We start from the raw sequence: 17,204 nt of genomic DNA, 5'->3' as shown, positions 1-17,204 counted from the left end.
TTAAATTACGGTCTTACGCCAATTCCAAAACTCAAATATGGTCCTGCCATAAAACTTGACATGCTGAAATCTCCAAGCTTGTAATTTGCCAGAGGAATTTCATACCCTGCAGCTGCAGTGAATACCAGCTTAAAAAGTTTACGCTTTGTCATCGGAATCCCATAATCCACAAAGAGTTCTGGCTTCATCATCAAGCCACTATTTTTTATGTACCCATCAAATTCACGTTGTTCAAAAAGCTCAGGAAAATCAGGTTTATCAAGTTTAAGGAGAGAATACCGAATATTTCCGAATCCTAATCCTGCAAGTGCCCCAACTCCAAAATTTCTATATTCAAGTAAATTATATCCCAAATTCCCATAAATTCTTAGGCTATTTAAAGAATGATTTTTCGCTTCATTAGCAGACCCGCTCAAAGCAAGATTATAAAGTTCTGTACCATATAATAAGCGTTCGGTATTTCCCAAAATTCTCAATCCCCAATTGGAAGGCGTTCCATCCAAAGAATTCAATCCTACTTCTTCCAACTTCGCATTGAATTCCTTAGCGTTGGTGAAGTGAATCCCTCGTATTAACGAAATACTAATACTAGCATCTTTGTAAAAGAAATTTGCGTCAGGAAGTGAAATCCCAGCCCCCACTCTTATAAATGCCCCATTTTGGGTGTTATCAAACGAAACACCATTCATGTTCCATTTACCCTGCAAAGGACTGAAAGAATACCCCATTTTGGTGATGAGTTGCAATGCCTCCGTCCTTCCAGGAAGGTCAAAATCATAGCTCAATTGAAATCCAATTTCCGTTAGAAAATTACCATAGTTGAAAGTTCCCTTTTGAATATCTTTTTTCCGTAGCACAAATCCTTGTTCTGGATTTGCCAAAAAAGAATCCAATTTTTCAGGATGCTGGGAGGGTAACATCTGAAAATTAAGGAATCCGACACCCAAGGACATGTAGTGAATCAATTGAAAACGAGACTCCTCCGTAAATGCATAGCCAATATTTAATAAAGCCCGGGAAGTTCTGTAATTCATCCTATAATCATCCAACTTACTCACTCCACCTCTATTATGGAGTATATCCATACCCAGCACGAAGTCATTTATTCTAGTTTGATAGCCTACCCCTATCGTTTGATATCTATTTCTAAGACCCGATAATCCTCGATCTAGGAGTAGTTTATCAAATTGATTGAGTTTGCCACCAGAAGTACCGAGAAGAGCATAGAATGTCGGCCTTTTGGTTACTAATTGTTGACCTTGTGAAGTTGCAACAATGAAAAAGAAGAAAAAAAGGAAAATATATCTATAAAAAAGGGGCATTGAGTAGTCGGTTTGAAATAAGCTGGTAAAACCCTCAGCTCATAGGCAAAATTAATGCTAAACCGATTTCAACTTACATCTTTTGCTTTCAGATGTTCAGTTATTTTTCCAAACAAGCCTTCAGGAGTGAAGGGTTTTTCTATAAAATCATTTATACCTAAATCTTGTATTTCTGATTTTATTTCTTGGCGAGATGCCGCAGAAAGCACCAAGATGGGTACTTGGTTTTTACGTGGATCTAAGTCTTCCCGAATTAATTTTGCAACTGATAGACCATCCAGTATGGGCATCTGCAAATCTAAAAGTATGATATCGAAATAAGTTTTCTGAAATTCTTCAATTGCTTCCTGACCGTCTGAAGTAACGACCAACTTTCCCGTGTGCCAATTTTTAAGGAATTTCTTAATTAGAATTTGATTAACAAGATTATCCTCCGCGACTAGGATTGAAGAATCCTTTAAAGATTTTTCCTGGTATTCTACCTCTTGAATTTGCTCATTACTTTTTATTTCCACGCTTCTAAATTTCAATGTAAAGTCAAAGATACTCCCCTGATTCAGAGCAGTAGATACGTTTATTTCAGAACCGTGAAGTTCAACCAATCTTTTTACAATAGCTAATCCAAGTCCTGTTCCACCAAATTTACGGGTAGTATCCGATGAAGCTTGGGTGAAAGCCTCAAAAATAGAATCAATTTTATCTTCCGGAATCCCTATCCCTGTATCCTCTACACTAAATTTAATTTCACAGGTATCAGGATTAGCCTTAACGAGTTTCAAAACAGTTCTTACATGGCCACTATCAGTAAATTTGACTGCATTGGAAAGTAAATTGTTAATGATTTGACTAATCCGAACGGAATCTCCAATCAACAATTCCGGGATTTCATCATCAATATCGGCCCTGATTTGTAAAGCTTTTTCTTTCGCTTGATATCTGTACGAATGTACTACCCGGTTGACTAAAACACGTAAATCAAATCGGGACTGCTCCAAGTCAATTTTCCCTGCATCAATTTTACTAAAATCCAGTAGGTCATTAATTAGGCTCATCAAACTTTCGGCTGAAAATTTCAGAGTCTTTAAATTCTCCAATTGATCTTCTCTGTGGTTTTCATCCATCAGCAAATGTGTCAAACCAATCACAGCATTCATTGGTGTTCTGATCTCATGACTAATCATTGAAAGAAATTGAGATTTTACCAGAGAGGCCTTCTCAGCCCTTTCTTTTGCATGAAACAAATCCTTCTGTGTTTGTTTTAATTCAGTCACATCTCTGGCAATGCCCGTATAGAATGGTTTTTTTTCTCTTTTTTCAGGCACCATTCTACCATTTGAGCTAAACACCCTAAATGTTCCATTTTTATGTTTGATGCGAAATTCCAGGTATTGATTACTATCCAAAAAATCGCTGATCTCCCCTCCAAATGATTGGAAAACATCCAAATCCTCAGGATTCAGATAGTCTAACAAACTAGTTCCAATCACCTCATCTGCGTCATATCCAAGAAACTGCTTGACATTTGGAGAGATATAATAGATTTCAAGAGTATCAGAAAGTGAGAAAATAATCTCGGTAGATTCCTCAACGAGAGTCCTGTACTTTTCCTCAGACTGCAATAACTCTTCTCTGGTCTTTGCTAAAATTTCTCCTTCTTCAGGATGAAACTTCAATTGATGACCTCTTACGATCAAAAATTTATCAGAGTAGCTTGAAGGAAGATTAGTAAATGACCACTCATACTTATTGATAGTAAGTTCTTTAGGCCTAATATTAGTTAAAAATGTATTCTTAGGAACTATGCCTGTTTTAAAAAAAATCTCTAATGAAATAACAACTTCCTCCTCTGTAATACTTCTTCTCCAATCAAAAGGAATTTCTAGGAAGTGCTCATTAAAGAATTTATTGAAAAAAATAATCTCTTCAGATTCTAGGATAAATAATGGGGCATTTATCTCATTAAAAACATCTGAAATATCAAACTGATTGAATTGTTTCATAGGTTTAGCAACCTCAGGATTTTGATTTATTCAAGAACTAAACTAGATTCACCTTAGATCAATTAACTAAAAACAGAGAGTAAAATATATGTATTTATCTTTAGAAATCTTGTGCTGAAACACATCATATGATTTAAAAGTTACATCAACTACATTTTTCCAATGATCTAAAGAAAACCTTTTATTCCTGAAATTCGTGATCAGATGAGTGCTTATTTTAACTAAAAACTAACTAAAAATAATGATTGTAACTACCACTAACTCACTAGACGGTCACAGTGTGGAACAATATCTGGGAATAGTTTCAGGGGAAACTATAATTGGAGCTAACGTTTTTAAGGATTTTTTTGCAAGTATTACCGACATCGTCGGCGGGAGATCTTCTGCTTACGAGCGCGTTTTAAGGGAAGCAAAGGCAACTGCGATGACAGAAATGGAGATGCAAGCAAGAGCTTTTGGAGCAAACGCCATCCTCGGAATAGACTTAGATTACGAAACTATACGAGACGGAATGCTGATGGTCACTGCGAGTGGCACGGCAGTAAAAGTTATTAAAAATTAAATTTTGAGTCCTGAGAAATCAGGACTTTTTTAGTTGCTCCAAAACTTTTTCAGCAGTCGTACTCTTACAAAAAACCTCACCGACGATTACATTCGGCGCAGTTTTGCACATATCCATGCATTTTGTTTTAATCAATTTGCAACTGCCTTTAAGAGGACGTTGGTCCGTCAGGTTTTTTAGTTCCTTGGATAGCTTTTTAGCTCCTTCCTTTTTACAGTCGGATCCGTTGCATACAAAAATTAGTTTTCTTGGGTGTTTCATTAGCCTCCAGAAATAGCCTGCATCATTAATCCACAAAGGTAAGCTCCATAAGTACCTGCAGCATATCCAAGCACCGCTAAGAGTACACCAACTGGTGCAAGGGAAGCATCAAATGCTGCTGCTACAATGGGCGCAGATGCTGCTCCGCCTACATTTGCCTGCGAACCTACCGCGACATAGAAGAATGGTGCTTTAATGATATACGCGACTATCAGCATAATAAGGATATGGAAGAGCATCCAAACTATCCCCACTACAAATAATAGTGGATTGTCCAATACGGCTCCCAAATCCATCTGCATTCCGATAGTAGCTACCAATACATAAAGCAACACGCTTCCCATTCGAGACGCTCCTGCTCCTTCTAGCTTTCGAGCTTTAGTAAAAGATAACAATAATCCGGCTGTAGTGGCGATAACTACTATCCAGAAAAATGCGGAGTCCAAAGAGTACTGTTTTAAATTGGGGTAATTTTCTCCTATATAGGGAGCTACAAAATCCGCAATCAAATGCGCAATTCCTGTCACTCCAAAACCTACTCCTAAGATTATCATTGTGTCAGTGAGAGTAGGAATCTTCATTATCCCCTTCCTGAATTCTTCTATTTTATCACGTAACTGGTAGATTTTCGTGCTATCCGCCTTGAAAATTTTATCAATTTTATCCGGCTTTGCAGCCCAATAAAGTAATACTGCCATCCAAAGATTTGCCACCAATACGTCTACTGCGATCATCTGACTAAACAAGGCTGGACTTGGGCCAAAAACTTCCAACATGGCTGTTTGATTTGCCCCTCCTCCTATCCAGGAGCCAGCAATAGTAGAGAGACCTCTCCACACCTCCTCAGGTCCGCTTCCTCCCAATAATTCTGGGAATAGAAAACCTACAGTCATCAATGCGAGCGGACCACCCAGCATAATCCCGAGAGTTCCCGCCAAAAACATCGTTAATGCCTTTGGCCCTAATTTCAAAATTCCTTTGATATCTATACTAATCGTGAATAACACCAAAGAGGCAGGGAGTAAGTATCTACTGGCAACTTTATAAAGTCCGGAGCTCTCTCCCGATATTAAGCCAAAAGAGTTGGCAAGGGCAGGAATAAAATAGCAAAGCAAAACTGTAGGTACTATCCCATAGAATTTCTTCCAAAATGGCTTATCACTAGCTGAGGTGGCAAAAATCGCAGCAAGAATCGCCATCAGCAATCCAAAAACTACAGCATCATTTGTAAGCAAAGGGGTATTTTCTTCCATTTATTCAGAGGTAATAGTTTGCAACAATACCAACATTTGAGTGAAAAGACCAGAATTCTACTTTTTTCCGTTTTCCAGAATCTGCAGAAATTCACTTAATATCATCGCTGTCGCCCCCCAGACCATTTCACGGTCTACTTCAAAATAAGGTGTGTCCAACTGGAAATTGTTACTAAACTCTAAGATTTTTTGTTTGCGTATTTCAGGCTCATAAAATGCACTAACGGCTGTTTGTATGATCCGATCTACTTCCTTTTTTTCAGGTACAAAATCAGGCAGCTCTTCAGTATATCCTAATATTGGACTTACTAAGAAATTACTAGTTGGTATAAACAAATCACTCATTCTGCCTATCAGCTTGACTTGCTCAGGCTGAATATTGACTTCTTCCCAAGCTTCGCGTAACGCAGTTTCCACTTCATCTTCATCTTCCTCTTCCTTTTTTCCTCCTGGAAAAGCTATTTGCCCACTATGAACTCCTTGGTAAACAGGTCTTTTGATTAGGGGAAAAAATGCTTTGTCCTCATTTGGGTAAAGCAATATCAAAACAGACCCTTTACGGTGATTATCAGGTAGTTTTGGATCAAACCTACTCAAATCGACTGGATTTGGGGACATGGTAAGTTGCGCTTTTTTGCCGGGCAGGGGATGTTTCATTCCATTTACCAACAAATCCAAAACGCTCTTAAAATCCATTTTTAACCTAAATCTATCTGCTTAATTTTCGCATTTATGTAAGAATGTGATTCATATGTCGGAGAAACCTTGGCCAGTTGAAACTGTCGCAATTCATGATTACCAACATTGATGATCCATGCCATTGGCCTGAATCCTGCTTCTTCTTGAAAATATCCTAACACTAAAAATTCCTCTGAATTTAGCCACATACCATCCTCAAACATCCCGGATGGCCCCATAAATAGTAAGCGTTCTTTCATCCCATCTTCTCTATACCATACAACTTCTGAATCAGGATTTAGAAAAGGCTCATCGACGGCATCTTGAGCTTCTATTTTGTAACTATAAATATCCATGGTGCCATTGCCAGAAGGATGAGGTATTTGATATGGATAAAGTGGATCATCTTTCAAAATTGGATTTCTCTCGGGCATTTCCATAGGGTCAATGGAATCAGTCATCATCAATTCGAACTGAGATGCGTTAAACTCCCCAACATCACTGCTCCAGTGAGTGTACCAATTTTTATTTTGAGCTAATGCCACGTCAATAAGCGCCCTGTGGCGACTCATTTCCTCCTCAGCAGCAGAACCGTTTTCAAGCCCCTCATTGGTTTGTTTTTCATTGCTTTCACAAGCCATCAGTGATAAAAACACAATGCTTAATAAGGCAAAATCAGTAAGTGTAAATTTCGGACTCCTCATGGAAGATTTAATTCAGAAGGTTAAGCTAAGTCAGGACGACTAAAAATCAAAAAAGGTTGAAACATTGTTCCAACCTTTTCCTGCTCTCAAACCTATTAAACCTATTGTAGATATTCGTTTTATGAATACCTGCGAAAATTAGAAAATGTTTTCATATACTCCAAACAATCGATTGCGAAAGAATTTCAAAATTATATTTTCCCAAACAATTTCTTTTATAAACCCTTAAAAATCAATGAAATTATATCTTAGCTGAACAATAAAATATTTTCTGTTTTTTTTGTGCTTCTGCCAAAAGTCTGAACCAGACATCCCCTATGCTCAACACACCAATTCAACAAGTCGCTAAGAAAATCCAGATTGGCTTCATGACATACATGGAGCTTTTCAATACTTACACTCGTTTGGCTCCAAAATATTTCAGTGAAAAAGCTTGGCATGCGACTCATCTGAACAATAAACAGCGTCTTCGGCTATATAAAGATTTACTTTTTCCGCTTGCTGCAGAATGCACAGAGATGCTTGCTGAAAATGCGACCGATTCTACTATTTGGATGGAAGTAAAAGCTGAATACCAATTATTGATTGCTGATAGGCCGGATATTGAGCTTGCAGAGACATTCTTCAATTCCGTAATCAGAAAAAGCTTTCCAAAATTGACTATCGATGATAAGTTGATGTTTGTGATGGAAGGATTTGATTCCTGTGTAGTTCGAGAATCAGAAAAACTTCTTAGGATCTATCCTTCATTTTTTGGCTTGGAAAAAAACATACGCCAAATCTTGGATGATTATGATTTCGGAGCCCCATTCATGGACAAAGAGCAAGACATCAAATTCCTGATTGCTGGAGTCCGAAAAGTCATCCTAACCAGGTACCGCGTGGGGACAGATACCCAAACCCAAATTTTGAAGTCGGTATTTTACCGAAACAAAGCAGCCTATCTGATAGGAAGAACATTTTTGGGACATAAGTGGATGCCATTTATTATCCCTGTGGTTCACGGCAAAAATGGAGTTTTCGTGGATACACTCATTTTTGATCCTAATCTGATGAGTAGCATGTTTAGCTTTACTCGCTCTTATTTTATGGTAGAAGCTGAAGTTCCATCTCAAATCGTAAGCTTCTTAAGCTCAGTGATTCCGCATAAAAAAGTTCATGAGCTCTATAATGCAATCGGTTTTAATAAGCATGGGAAAACACTTTTCTACCGAGATTTTCTTCATCATATGGGACAAAGTGAAGATAAATTTGAAGTAGCTGCAGGTATCAAAGGAATGGTGATGACAGTGTTCACACTTCCCTCATTGAATATAGTATTCAAGATGATCAAGGACCATTTTGAACCACCAAAAACCATGACACGGCAAGAAGTGAGAGAGAAATACAAGCTAGTTTCTTTACATGACAGAGTGGGGAGAATGGCTGACACCCATGAATTTGAACACTTCAAAATCCCTATAGAGCGAATCAGCCAAGACCTGATGATTGAGCTTCGAAAAACAGTTAACTCTCTTTTGAAAATTACAGACACACACTTAGTAATCAAACATTTATATACAGAGAGAAGAATGGAGCCTTTAAATCTCTTCTTGGAACATTGCAGTACCGAAGAAGGGATCAGAGCGGTAGAAGATTATGGTAGATCTATCCTCCAATTGGCACAGGCGAATATTTTTCCCGGAGATATGATGACCAAAAACTTTGGGCTTACCCGTCAAAAGCGTGTGATCTTTTACGATTACGATGAGATCGAATTTTTGACAGATATGAACTTTCGCGTCAAACCAAAGGCAGAAACTTACGAGCAAATTTATGCTCCGGAACCTTGGTATTCCATTGCCAAAAACGACGTTTTCCCAGAAGACTTCAAAAGATGGATGATAGGAAGAAAGGATCTCAAAGAACACTTTTTGACATATCATAAAGACCTTTTTGACCCGTTATATTGGCAGGAAGTCCAGCAAAGAATCAATGCCGGAGAATTAATCCATGCCTTCCCCTACCCTGATGAAATTCGCTTTCGCCCGGATGAAATGATTTAAGATCTGAAGTTTATTTCATTGGTATGCCTGCAACAGTTATTTTTGCAGGCTGGGTTATGCCCATAATCACCCACTGAATGAATTCTGACTCCCCACAATTAGATTCCAACCAACCCGTCAAAAAGCGAAAAACCATATTTCTGAACACTTCAGATGATGATGACAGACCAGTCTACATCTCGGGAAACTTCAATAATTGGACTACACAGGATCGTCGTTTTTTGATGAAGAAAATCTCCCATGGAAAGTATGAATTTACTTTTCCTGAAGGTGAGGAATTTGAATCTGAGCTTATCTACAAATTCACCAAAGGCGACTGGTCTGAGGTAGAAATTGATCGCTACGGAAATCGTACGCCAAATCGGCACTGGAAAAATGATAAAGTAACCAAGACCGAAAAAGTAGCCAAATGGCGTAAAAATTGGCTCCCCTATCGCCCTAGCCAACTTCCAATAATACGTTTAATCTCAGAGGAATTCGAAATCCCTCAGCTTAACAAAACCCGTAAAGTTTGGGCACTTTTGCCACATGATTACAATAGCAGCGAGGAAAAATACCCGGTGCTTTACCTTCATGATGCCCAAAACCTTTTCAATGAAAATGCTGAATTTGGAAACTGGCAGATAGATAAAAAGCTGGCTGTAATGTCCGATTATAACATTGGAAAGATCATCGTCATCGCAGTAGAGCATGGAGAATCTGAGCGATTGCAGGAATACAACGTAGGCAAAACTGTGCTAGGAATCGGTAGTGGCAAGAAATACATCCGTTTCATTACTGATACCTTAAAGCCATTTGTAGATAAAACGTATAGAACTAAAACTGAGCGGGAATTCACAGGAATTGGAGGAAGCTCCATGGGAGGCTTGGTGAGTATTTTCTCTGGCCTGATATACCCAGAAGTCTTTGGTAAATTAATGGTGTTTTCACCCTCGCTTTGGGTGATCCCCAAAATCAAACTTGGCTTTCTGGATATTTTTGAACCTCAGGAAACCAGACTTTACCTCTATGCCGGTGGGGATGAAAGCGAGACGATGGTAAAACACGTGCTCAAATTCCGAAAACGCTTACTCAAACGCGAAAGCTTAAAAGGCAAAATGAAAGTCCATCTTAGCATCAATGAAGATGGAAAACACAACGAGACTTATTGGAGTGATGAGTTCCCCAAAGCCATAGAATGGCTATTTTTCAGTGATAAAGAAGATTAAAAGCGAAAGCGCCACCTTATGAAATTCAATATACATTCAAATTCCAGCACTAATTCAGGACTTCTGGTCATCCCGATAGTCGGTTTAAACTGGTCGGAATTACTCAAAGAAAAACTGGGAGGTTACGCTGTCAGCAACTCACTTTTCTCCGGAAAAAAAGACTCTACTTATCAATTAGAAATCAATGGGAAATTAGTTCTATTGATAGGATTGGGAGAAAAAACAGATGTTTCCAGCATAGAAAAGTCATTTCGAAGAATTCTAAGCAAGAATAAGGATTTGGTAGAAAAATCCGTTTCTATTGATTTTTCACCTGATTTTTCATCCGAATTAATTGAAAGTGCCTTAGTTGGTTTTCAACTTGGTGCTTATAACATCGGCTTTTTTAAGCTGAAAAAAGACGACCAAAAAGACTTTGCTGACCTAGAAGTCTCAGTTATTTCACAAGAGTCGGGATTAGAAAAAACTCTTGATCGAGCAGCAAAGATTGCCGCAGCAAAAAACGAAGGATTCAAACTAGTTGACCTTCCTCCAAATGTAATCACACCGGAATATTTGGCAGAATGGGCAGAAAAGTCCGGTGCTGAAAATGGTTTTACTGTAAAAATCTTTGATGAAGAAAAAGCCAAATCTGAAGGGTTGAATGCATTTTTGGCTGTTGCACGTGGCAGCGCAAAAACTCCCAAATTTATCATCATGGAGTATAGAAACCCAGCAGCCAAATCCCATTTAGGGTTGGTTGGAAAAGGAGTCACTTTCGACACCGGCGGCTTGAATATCAAAACTCAAGGGATGGTTTATATGAAATCCGACATGGGTGGAGCAGCTGCAGTTTTGGCTGCAACTCAGCTTATTTCTTCACTAAAACTTCCAATAAACCTTACAGCAATCGTTCCAGCTGTAGAAAATTCGGTGGACAAGGATGCCTATTTACCTTCGGAAGTTATTGGTTCGCATGCTGGACTGAGTATAGAAGTGATCGACACGGACGCTGAGGGACGATTGATTTTGGCTGATGGCTTGTCTTATTTAGTGAAGAATTATCAAGTAGATCAGCTTATTGATTTGGCTACATTGACAGGAAGTAGTGTGGGTACTTTTGGATATGAGTGTGGAGCTCTTTTTTCCAATTCAGACACAATCTCAGATTTACTTCGTGAAGCTGGAATGCAATCAGGGGAGAAAGTATGGCCTCTACCTATGTGGGAAAGCTATAGATCCGAAATGGATTCGGAGATAGCAGACATCAAAAACTATCACGGTAAACCTATCGCAGGTGCTATCACAGCAGCCAAATTTTTGGAAGCATTTATTCACGAGCATCCGAACTGGGCGCATTTAGATATTGCCGGTGTGGCATTTGGAGATAGTGAATTTGCAAAAACCAAGTCAGGGACTGCTTTTGGAGTTCAATTATTACTTAAATTCATCGAAAATCAATTGTAATTATGGAAAACCAAGGCCAGACTTTTCTATGCATTTCTAATTTTTTCAAGGGAAATGCTTTTTTAACTCAGCTGAAAAAACAGGGAAACAGAGTGTTTCTTATTACTTCAGAAAAGCTGAAAGACAAGCCTTGGGCATTTGAATACATAGATGAGATTTTCTACATGCCTGGTCAGGATTTGGATTGGGACCTTGAACTGCTGATGAAGGGCGTGGGAGGTTTGATGAAAACTCATAAAATCGAGAGCATAGTTGCATTGGATGATTACGATGTAGAGAAGGCAACTTTTCTACGTGAAAGCCTGAGAATCCCTGGAATGGGTCAAACTACAGGTCGTTTTTTCCGGGACAAACTTGCGATGAGGATCAAAGCACATGATTCTGATATAAAAGTCCCTGCCTTTGCACCGCTTTTCAATGACGATGATATTAACCAGTTTGCGGATCATATTCCTGCTCCTTGGGTACTAAAGCCAAGATCTGAAGCCTCTGCAAATGGAATAATTAAAGTTCACGACAAGGAATCTCTTTGGGAAAACATTCATCAATTAGGTGACAATAGACTATACTACTTAGTGGAGCAATTCAAACCAGGCGATGTCTATCATGCGGATGGATTGATGCTGGATGGGAAAAACTTGTTTTGCTCAGTTTCCAAGTATCTGTCCACTCCAATGGAAATTTCTCAAGGTGGTGGGATCTTTCGATCTGCTAATTTGACTTTTGGATCGACTGACGAAAAGGCTATCAAAAAAGCAAATGCTGCAGTTATGAAGGCATTTGGAATGAAATCTGGAGCGACTCATACAGAATTCATCAAGTCTCATGAAGATGGGGGAATTTACTTTTTGGAAACTTCATCCCGTGTCGGCGGAGCACATTTGGCTGAAATGGTGGAAGCGGCAACAGGGATTAATCTCTGGGCAGAATGGGCGAAAATTGAAGATGCCTTGGCTAAAGGATATAAATACCAGCTTCCAAAAGTGTCTAAAAACTACGCTGGGATTTTGCTTACCCTATCCAAATTTCAGCATCCAGATTTGAGCAGTTTTGACGATCCGGAGGTGTACTTTAGAGTCCCACTGGAATACCATGCAGGTCTGATCGTAAAGTCAAAAAATCAGGATCGGGTGATGCAGCTTTTGGATGATTATGCCGAGCGAATTGCACGAGAGTTTTCTACTGTTGCGGATGCGCCTGAGATAAAGAAGTTTCATTAGGTTAAAACTTCTCTTCCACCCCTAGCCCAAAAAGCGCAAAGTCATATTTTACAGGGTCAGCAGCGTCAAACTCCCGAAGTTTCGCTGTTAACTCCAAAGCTGTCAACCAATCGGTTTGCTTTCGGGTAATCAACCCAAGCTTTCGACCTACCCGATCCACATGCAGGTCGCATGGACAGATCAATTGAGTTGGTGAAATTCTTTTCCAAAGTCCAAAATCCACTCCCTTATCATCATCACGCACCATCCAGCGTAGATACATATTAATTCGCTTGCAGGCTGCTTTGCGGCTTGGAGTCGCGATATGCTTTCGCGTGCGTTGTGGAGAATCTGGTAGAGAAAAGAAAAACTCCTGAAACTTGGTCAACATAGATTGCATAGCATCCACTCCGCCAGTTTGTCCAAGGAGAAAAGCTTCTTCCAAGGAAGTATATTTTTTATAAAACCATCTCAAAAAATGGATGAAATAAAGCGTATCCACGTCATTGAAGGTTCTGTGTTTGAAATTCAGAAAGGGTTTCAAATTATCTTCCTGATGATTCAGCAAAAAGTCATGAGGTGAATTGTCCATCATTTCAAACAATTCTATGCACTTGTTAATAATGGTTTTTCGCTGTCCCCAAGCCAAAATCGCAGCGAAGAATCCTGAGATTTCTATGTCTTGTTTCTTCGAAAAACGATGAGGAATAGAAATTGGGTCCAGCGTAATAAATCCCGGCCTATTGTATTGCTCAACTTTCTCGTCTAAAAAACCCTTTAAATCCTGCATCAAAGAGCAACTTTCACTTCACCACCCTGTGTCCCATCAAACCATTTGAAGGAAAGCTCATTCTCAACTTTCTCAGACACATGCCAATCAAAGCATTTGATATTCGTAAGCGAACGCAAGGAATCCTCATCAGGATCGTACAGGCAGATGTCGAAATCTGGTAGATCTTTAGACTCGGTACTATTCCATTTCTCTAGAATAAATCCTTCTTCCAGTACCCTGACCTTTTTCCCAAAAACATAATCTGAAAGAACAGACGGAACCCCATCTTTCCTTCTAAACTTAAACCCAGAAGGTCCAAACACGATTTGCTTGATCAATTTAGCTTCCAACAATTCTCCAGAATACGGCAAATCTTCCCACTCCGATTCTTTCAAAACCACCTTCTTCCCCTCAGGCCGTAGTCTGTTCAGAAATCTTGAAAGTAAAGAAAAAACGTAAGTAACACCGATAAACAACAAGCCAAAACTCGCCAAGATTGGATAGGAAATAATAAAAATAAGATTCCAGATAAATCTGAAAATGTGGTGGAATACGAGTTGGACTTTATTCATAGCTCAAGCACAAAATTAACAGTGGCTTTGCGGAAACCAAAATTCACTCTTAAAACCTCTGCCAGAAAAGATAGGTTCAAAACGAAAAAAGACCGCCAATTCTAACGGTCTTTCTTTATTATTTGTGATGTAGTTAATCAGTGTTCATAAAATCAAAATCAAGAGATTTGTGATGCTAAATCATAATTTTATTTGACATCTTTTATTTATTACTACTTATAAAACTTACTAAGTCGCTATTCTCAAATCTCTCAATCTTCGTTCTCAGGGAATTCAACATCGGTCATCCAACATCAAACACCCGACTCCTCAATACATCACCTCAACAGGGAATCTTCCATTTACAGCTTTCAATTGGTCAAAAGCAGCCTGGGAAAGTTTGATTACCAATTTAGCATTATCGCCAGTTTCAGGAAGCGTTCCCACTACCCTAGCAAAAATGGTTACGTCATTCTCTTCATTTTTCACCCGCATGATCGTACCAACTGGCGCAGTTCTATGTAGAACCAAGTATTTTTTATGCCCTCCAGTTCCTTCAATTAGCTCAGCCTGACCGGTTTCCTTGATGTTTTTAAATCCCCCGGAAGTAGACGCATCTGCTGGCTCTACCATCATTTCTTCTGCACTGGAAACAACTCTAGGTGTACCAATTACCGGAACTGTGGATTCCTGCATTGCACCACGACCTACTTTGAGAACTTGACCTTGTTGTAAATTATTCGATGTCAAGGCGTTCCAAGTGATTAGATCTTCTACTCTAGCAGAATATTGACTTGCAATTGAAAAGAGTGTCTCTCCACTCTGTACTGTATGTGATCTCCATTCTCCCGGAACCATTGGCTTGCTGGTTTCCACTGCTGCCTCAGGTTTTGGAGCCGGTTCTGATTTTACTTTTACTTTAGGAGTTTCCTCCTCCTTTTTAACTGGCTTTTCTTTTGGCTTTGGCTCTGCTTTAACGACTTCAGTTGAAGTGGCAACCGCCACTACGGGTGCTGGCTCCTTCTCCACAGCGACTGGTACAGCAGGCTCTATGATTAACGACTGGCCGACACTAAGGTCATTACCTTTCAACCCATTATCTTTCATTACGCTTTCTACCGATACGCCATATTTTTTAGAAATAGAGAAAAGCGTCTCACCAGGCACTACATTATGCAACACAGAACCTGCGGGAATTTCGGCCATCGATACAAAAGGAACTTTGATCGTCTGACCGATTTTCAACCCTTGCTTCAACACTGGATTAGCGTTTACTATATCACTCACAGGGGAGTTATACCTGCGTGAAATCCCGAACAAAGTCTCTTTCGGATCTACTTCATGCAAAATATATGACTGATCTCCTATACGCTGAACTCCAACCGAATCAACGGCGGTAAGTTCGGAAGCCTTTGATAATGAAGCAGAAAGTGAGAATAGAAGAAGAAAGGACCAGAAAAACTGTGATCTATTATTCATAGGGATGTACTGAATTGGGGGTAAACGAATTAGAAATACAAGATTAATTTCCAAAGGCTAGAGGCGCAAGAATTATGCTAGAAATCGATCGTGATACAAGCGACACTAGGGAATAGTTATAAAACAAGTTAGAATCCTCCGTGTTATCGGCATGGTATCTAAATAGAAATTATAAACCAAAGAAATGAAATGCGGCGGTCTTGCTTTTGTATTGGCCACAAAGATCGCAGAATAGCTTTATAATCAGAATTTACATCCATAAAATACTCCAACAAATCTCGGTCGTTAAAAGAAAAGAATCAGTTTTTACACGTATTTCGTATCTTTTATCATTCGAACAAGACTTCCAATAATGAAAATCTATTTCAGCGCTCTATTCCTATTTCTTATTCTAGCATCCCAACTCATTCTGGCCCAAACCGATACTGCCGCTAATAAGAAAGTTTTTACTTTCAAGATCGACACTGATATCGATCCTGCGATGACTCGAAGAGTAAAATTGGCTTTGGAAAAGGCTGAAGAAGTGAATGCTGATCTGATTGTAATTGACATGGACACTTACGGAGGAGCTGTGAATGACGCTGATGAGATCAGAACGTTGATTCTAAATTCTACCACTCCAGTATACGTTTTTATCAATAAAGACGCTGCTTCTGCAGGTGCCTTGATTTCCATCGCCACAGATAGCATCTACATGGCTCCAGGCGCGAGTATCGGAGCTGCCACTGTGGTGAACGGAGCAGATGGAGCAGCGGCGCCCGACAAATACCAATCCTACATGCGCTCAATGATGAGAAGCACTGCGGAAGCGAAAGGTCGTGATCCAAAAATCGCTGAAGCAATGGTCGATGAGAAGATTGAAATCGAAGGAGTCTCAGAAGAAGGATCAGTGATAACTTTCTCCGTTTCTGAAGCTGAGAAATATGGTTTTTGTGAAGGCCAATACGATTCTATTGAAGATATACTGGCTGCCCAAAATCTCGGTGATGCTGAAATTATAGCCTATGAAATAGGGCTTTCTGAGCAGATAATAGCTTTTTTCCTGAACCCTGCTGTCAGCGGATTTCTAATCCTAATCATTATCGGAGGACTCTATTTTGAATTGCAAACTCCTGGCGTTGGATTCCCAATCTTGGCTTCTGTGGTGGCAGTATTTCTCTATTTTATCCCTTATTATCTCAATGGACTTGCTGAAAACTGGGAAATCTTAGTCTTTTTTATCGGAGTAATTTTATTGGCAGTAGAACTATTTGTGATTCCTGGATTTGGGATTTTTGGCGTACTTGGGATTATCGGGATTTTGACTGGACTTGTTCTAGGCATGATTCCAAACCAGAACTTCAATTTTGATTTTGTTCCAGCTGCGGACCTATTTGGAGCCTTACTCACCGTAATTTTAGCGGCCATAGTTTCCGTGGGACTGGTATTTTGGCTTACTCCCAAAGTCAATGAATGGGGAGCATTCAAAACCATCACGCTAGCATCAACTCAGCAAAGAAGTGAGGGCTATACCTCTTCTTCTTATGCTGAAACTTTAAATGGCAAGACTGGCACAGTGCACTCCAGACTGCGACCAAGTGGGAGAATAGAAATAGACGGTGATGTTTATGACGCCTATTCCCGAGGTGAATTTATTGACCAAGGAGAAAAAATAATCGTGATTTCCACTGAAGGCACTTCGCTGAAGGTGAAAAAATGGGAGGCTTGAGAGAAATTGGTAAGTT

15 protein-coding genes are annotated in these 17,204 nt (G+C 39.5%); 6 read left to right on the top strand and 9 right to left on the bottom strand.

Going from position 1 to position 17,204, the window contains the following annotated elements; genetic code table 11:
- Positions 1-5: 5 nt before the first annotated feature.
- Together QOL76_RS18015 and QOL76_RS18010 are read right to left on the bottom strand one after the other, a co-directional pair.
- Entirely contained in the window at positions 6-1,322 is a 1,317-nt protein-coding gene (locus QOL76_RS18015) for a hypothetical protein (RefSeq protein ID WP_283414355.1), read from the bottom strand.
- Positions 1,323-1,390: 68 nt separating this feature from the next.
- Positions 1,391-3,322, bottom strand: a complete 1,932-nt coding sequence (locus QOL76_RS18010) for a PAS domain-containing hybrid sensor histidine kinase/response regulator (RefSeq protein ID WP_283414354.1) — start codon at positions 3,320-3,322, stop codon at positions 1,391-1,393.
- 241 nt (positions 3,323-3,563) lie between these two features.
- Here QOL76_RS18010 and QOL76_RS18005 point away from each other — a divergent pair, with 241 nt between their 5' ends.
- Positions 3,564-3,884, top strand: coding sequence for a YbjQ family protein (locus tag QOL76_RS18005; protein ID WP_283414353.1), 321 nt, complete (start codon positions 3,564-3,566; stop codon positions 3,882-3,884).
- Between the two features lie 18 nt (positions 3,885-3,902).
- Here the strand turns inward: QOL76_RS18005 and QOL76_RS18000 are convergent, their stop codons facing one another.
- The 4 genes from QOL76_RS18000 to QOL76_RS17985 are packed head-to-tail and all read right to left on the bottom strand — an operon-like array spanning position 3,903 to position 6,780.
- Positions 3,903-4,145: a (2Fe-2S) ferredoxin domain-containing protein gene (locus tag QOL76_RS18000; protein WP_283414352.1), complete on the bottom strand. Its 243-nt coding sequence runs from the start codon at positions 4,143-4,145 to the stop codon at positions 3,903-3,905.
- Positions 4,145-5,398: a DUF819 family protein gene (locus QOL76_RS17995; protein ID WP_283414351.1), complete on the bottom strand. Its 1,254-nt coding sequence runs from the start codon at positions 5,396-5,398 to the stop codon at positions 4,145-4,147. Before QOL76_RS17995 ends, QOL76_RS18000 begins: the two co-directional genes overlap by 1 nt.
- 57 nt (positions 5,399-5,455) lie before the next feature.
- Entirely contained in the window at positions 5,456-6,094 is a 639-nt protein-coding gene (locus QOL76_RS17990) for an NUDIX hydrolase (protein ID WP_283414350.1), read from the bottom strand.
- A 2-nt stretch (positions 6,095-6,096) separates the two neighbouring features.
- The gene (locus QOL76_RS17985; protein WP_283414349.1) at positions 6,097-6,780 is read right to left on the bottom strand and encodes a hypothetical protein; all 684 of its coding nucleotides are present in this window, start codon (positions 6,778-6,780) and stop codon (positions 6,097-6,099) included.
- A gap of 317 nt (positions 6,781-7,097) precedes the next feature.
- Between QOL76_RS17985 and aceK the strand changes: the two genes are divergently transcribed.
- The 4 genes from aceK to QOL76_RS17965 all read left to right on the top strand — a co-directional run bounded on the left by aceK (position 7,098) and on the right by QOL76_RS17965 (position 12,699).
- The gene (gene aceK, locus QOL76_RS17980) at positions 7,098-8,825 is read left to right on the top strand and encodes a bifunctional isocitrate dehydrogenase kinase/phosphatase (RefSeq protein ID WP_283414348.1); all 1,728 of its coding nucleotides are present in this window, start codon (positions 7,098-7,100) and stop codon (positions 8,823-8,825) included.
- Between the two features lie 77 nt (positions 8,826-8,902).
- A complete protein-coding gene (locus QOL76_RS17975; RefSeq protein ID WP_283414347.1) occupies positions 8,903-10,033 on the top strand; it encodes an alpha/beta hydrolase in 1,131 nt (376 codons plus the stop codon).
- A gap of 18 nt (positions 10,034-10,051) precedes the next feature.
- Positions 10,052-11,479: a leucyl aminopeptidase family protein gene (locus QOL76_RS17970; protein ID WP_283414346.1), complete on the top strand. Its 1,428-nt coding sequence runs from the start codon at positions 10,052-10,054 to the stop codon at positions 11,477-11,479.
- Positions 11,480-11,481: 2 nt separating this feature from the next.
- Positions 11,482-12,699: an ATP-grasp domain-containing protein gene (locus QOL76_RS17965; protein WP_283414345.1), complete on the top strand. Its 1,218-nt coding sequence runs from the start codon at positions 11,482-11,484 to the stop codon at positions 12,697-12,699.
- Between the two features lies 1 nt (position 12,700).
- On the opposite strand, the gene QOL76_RS17960 is transcribed toward QOL76_RS17965, so the two are convergent.
- The 3 genes from QOL76_RS17960 to QOL76_RS17950 all read right to left on the bottom strand — a co-directional run bounded on the left by QOL76_RS17960 (position 12,701) and on the right by QOL76_RS17950 (position 15,480).
- Complete coding sequence (locus QOL76_RS17960; protein WP_283414344.1) at positions 12,701-13,468, bottom strand: TIGR02757 family protein; 768 nt, start codon at positions 13,466-13,468, stop codon at positions 12,701-12,703.
- On the bottom strand, positions 13,468-14,022 hold the full coding sequence (locus tag QOL76_RS17955) for a hypothetical protein (protein ID WP_283414343.1): 555 nt from the start codon (positions 14,020-14,022) through the stop codon (positions 13,468-13,470). Before QOL76_RS17955 ends, QOL76_RS17960 begins: the two co-directional genes overlap by 1 nt.
- A gap of 309 nt (positions 14,023-14,331) precedes the next feature.
- Positions 14,332-15,480: a DPBB and LysM peptidoglycan-binding domain-containing protein gene (locus tag QOL76_RS17950; protein WP_283414342.1), complete on the bottom strand. Its 1,149-nt coding sequence runs from the start codon at positions 15,478-15,480 to the stop codon at positions 14,332-14,334.
- Between the two features lie 352 nt (positions 15,481-15,832).
- Here QOL76_RS17950 and QOL76_RS17945 point away from each other — a divergent pair, with 352 nt between their 5' ends.
- Positions 15,833-17,188, top strand: a complete 1,356-nt coding sequence (locus QOL76_RS17945) for an NfeD family protein (RefSeq protein ID WP_283414341.1) — start codon at positions 15,833-15,835, stop codon at positions 17,186-17,188.
- Positions 17,189-17,204: the final 16 nt, after the last annotated feature.

Origin of the sequence: Algoriphagus winogradskyi, assembly GCF_900182815.1 — a bacterium.
Lineage (GTDB): Bacteria > Bacteroidota > Bacteroidia > Cytophagales > Cyclobacteriaceae > Algoriphagus > Algoriphagus winogradskyi.
The sequence above is the reverse complement of the archived record's forward strand: the minus strand, read 5'-3'. Positions and strand labels throughout refer to the sequence as shown.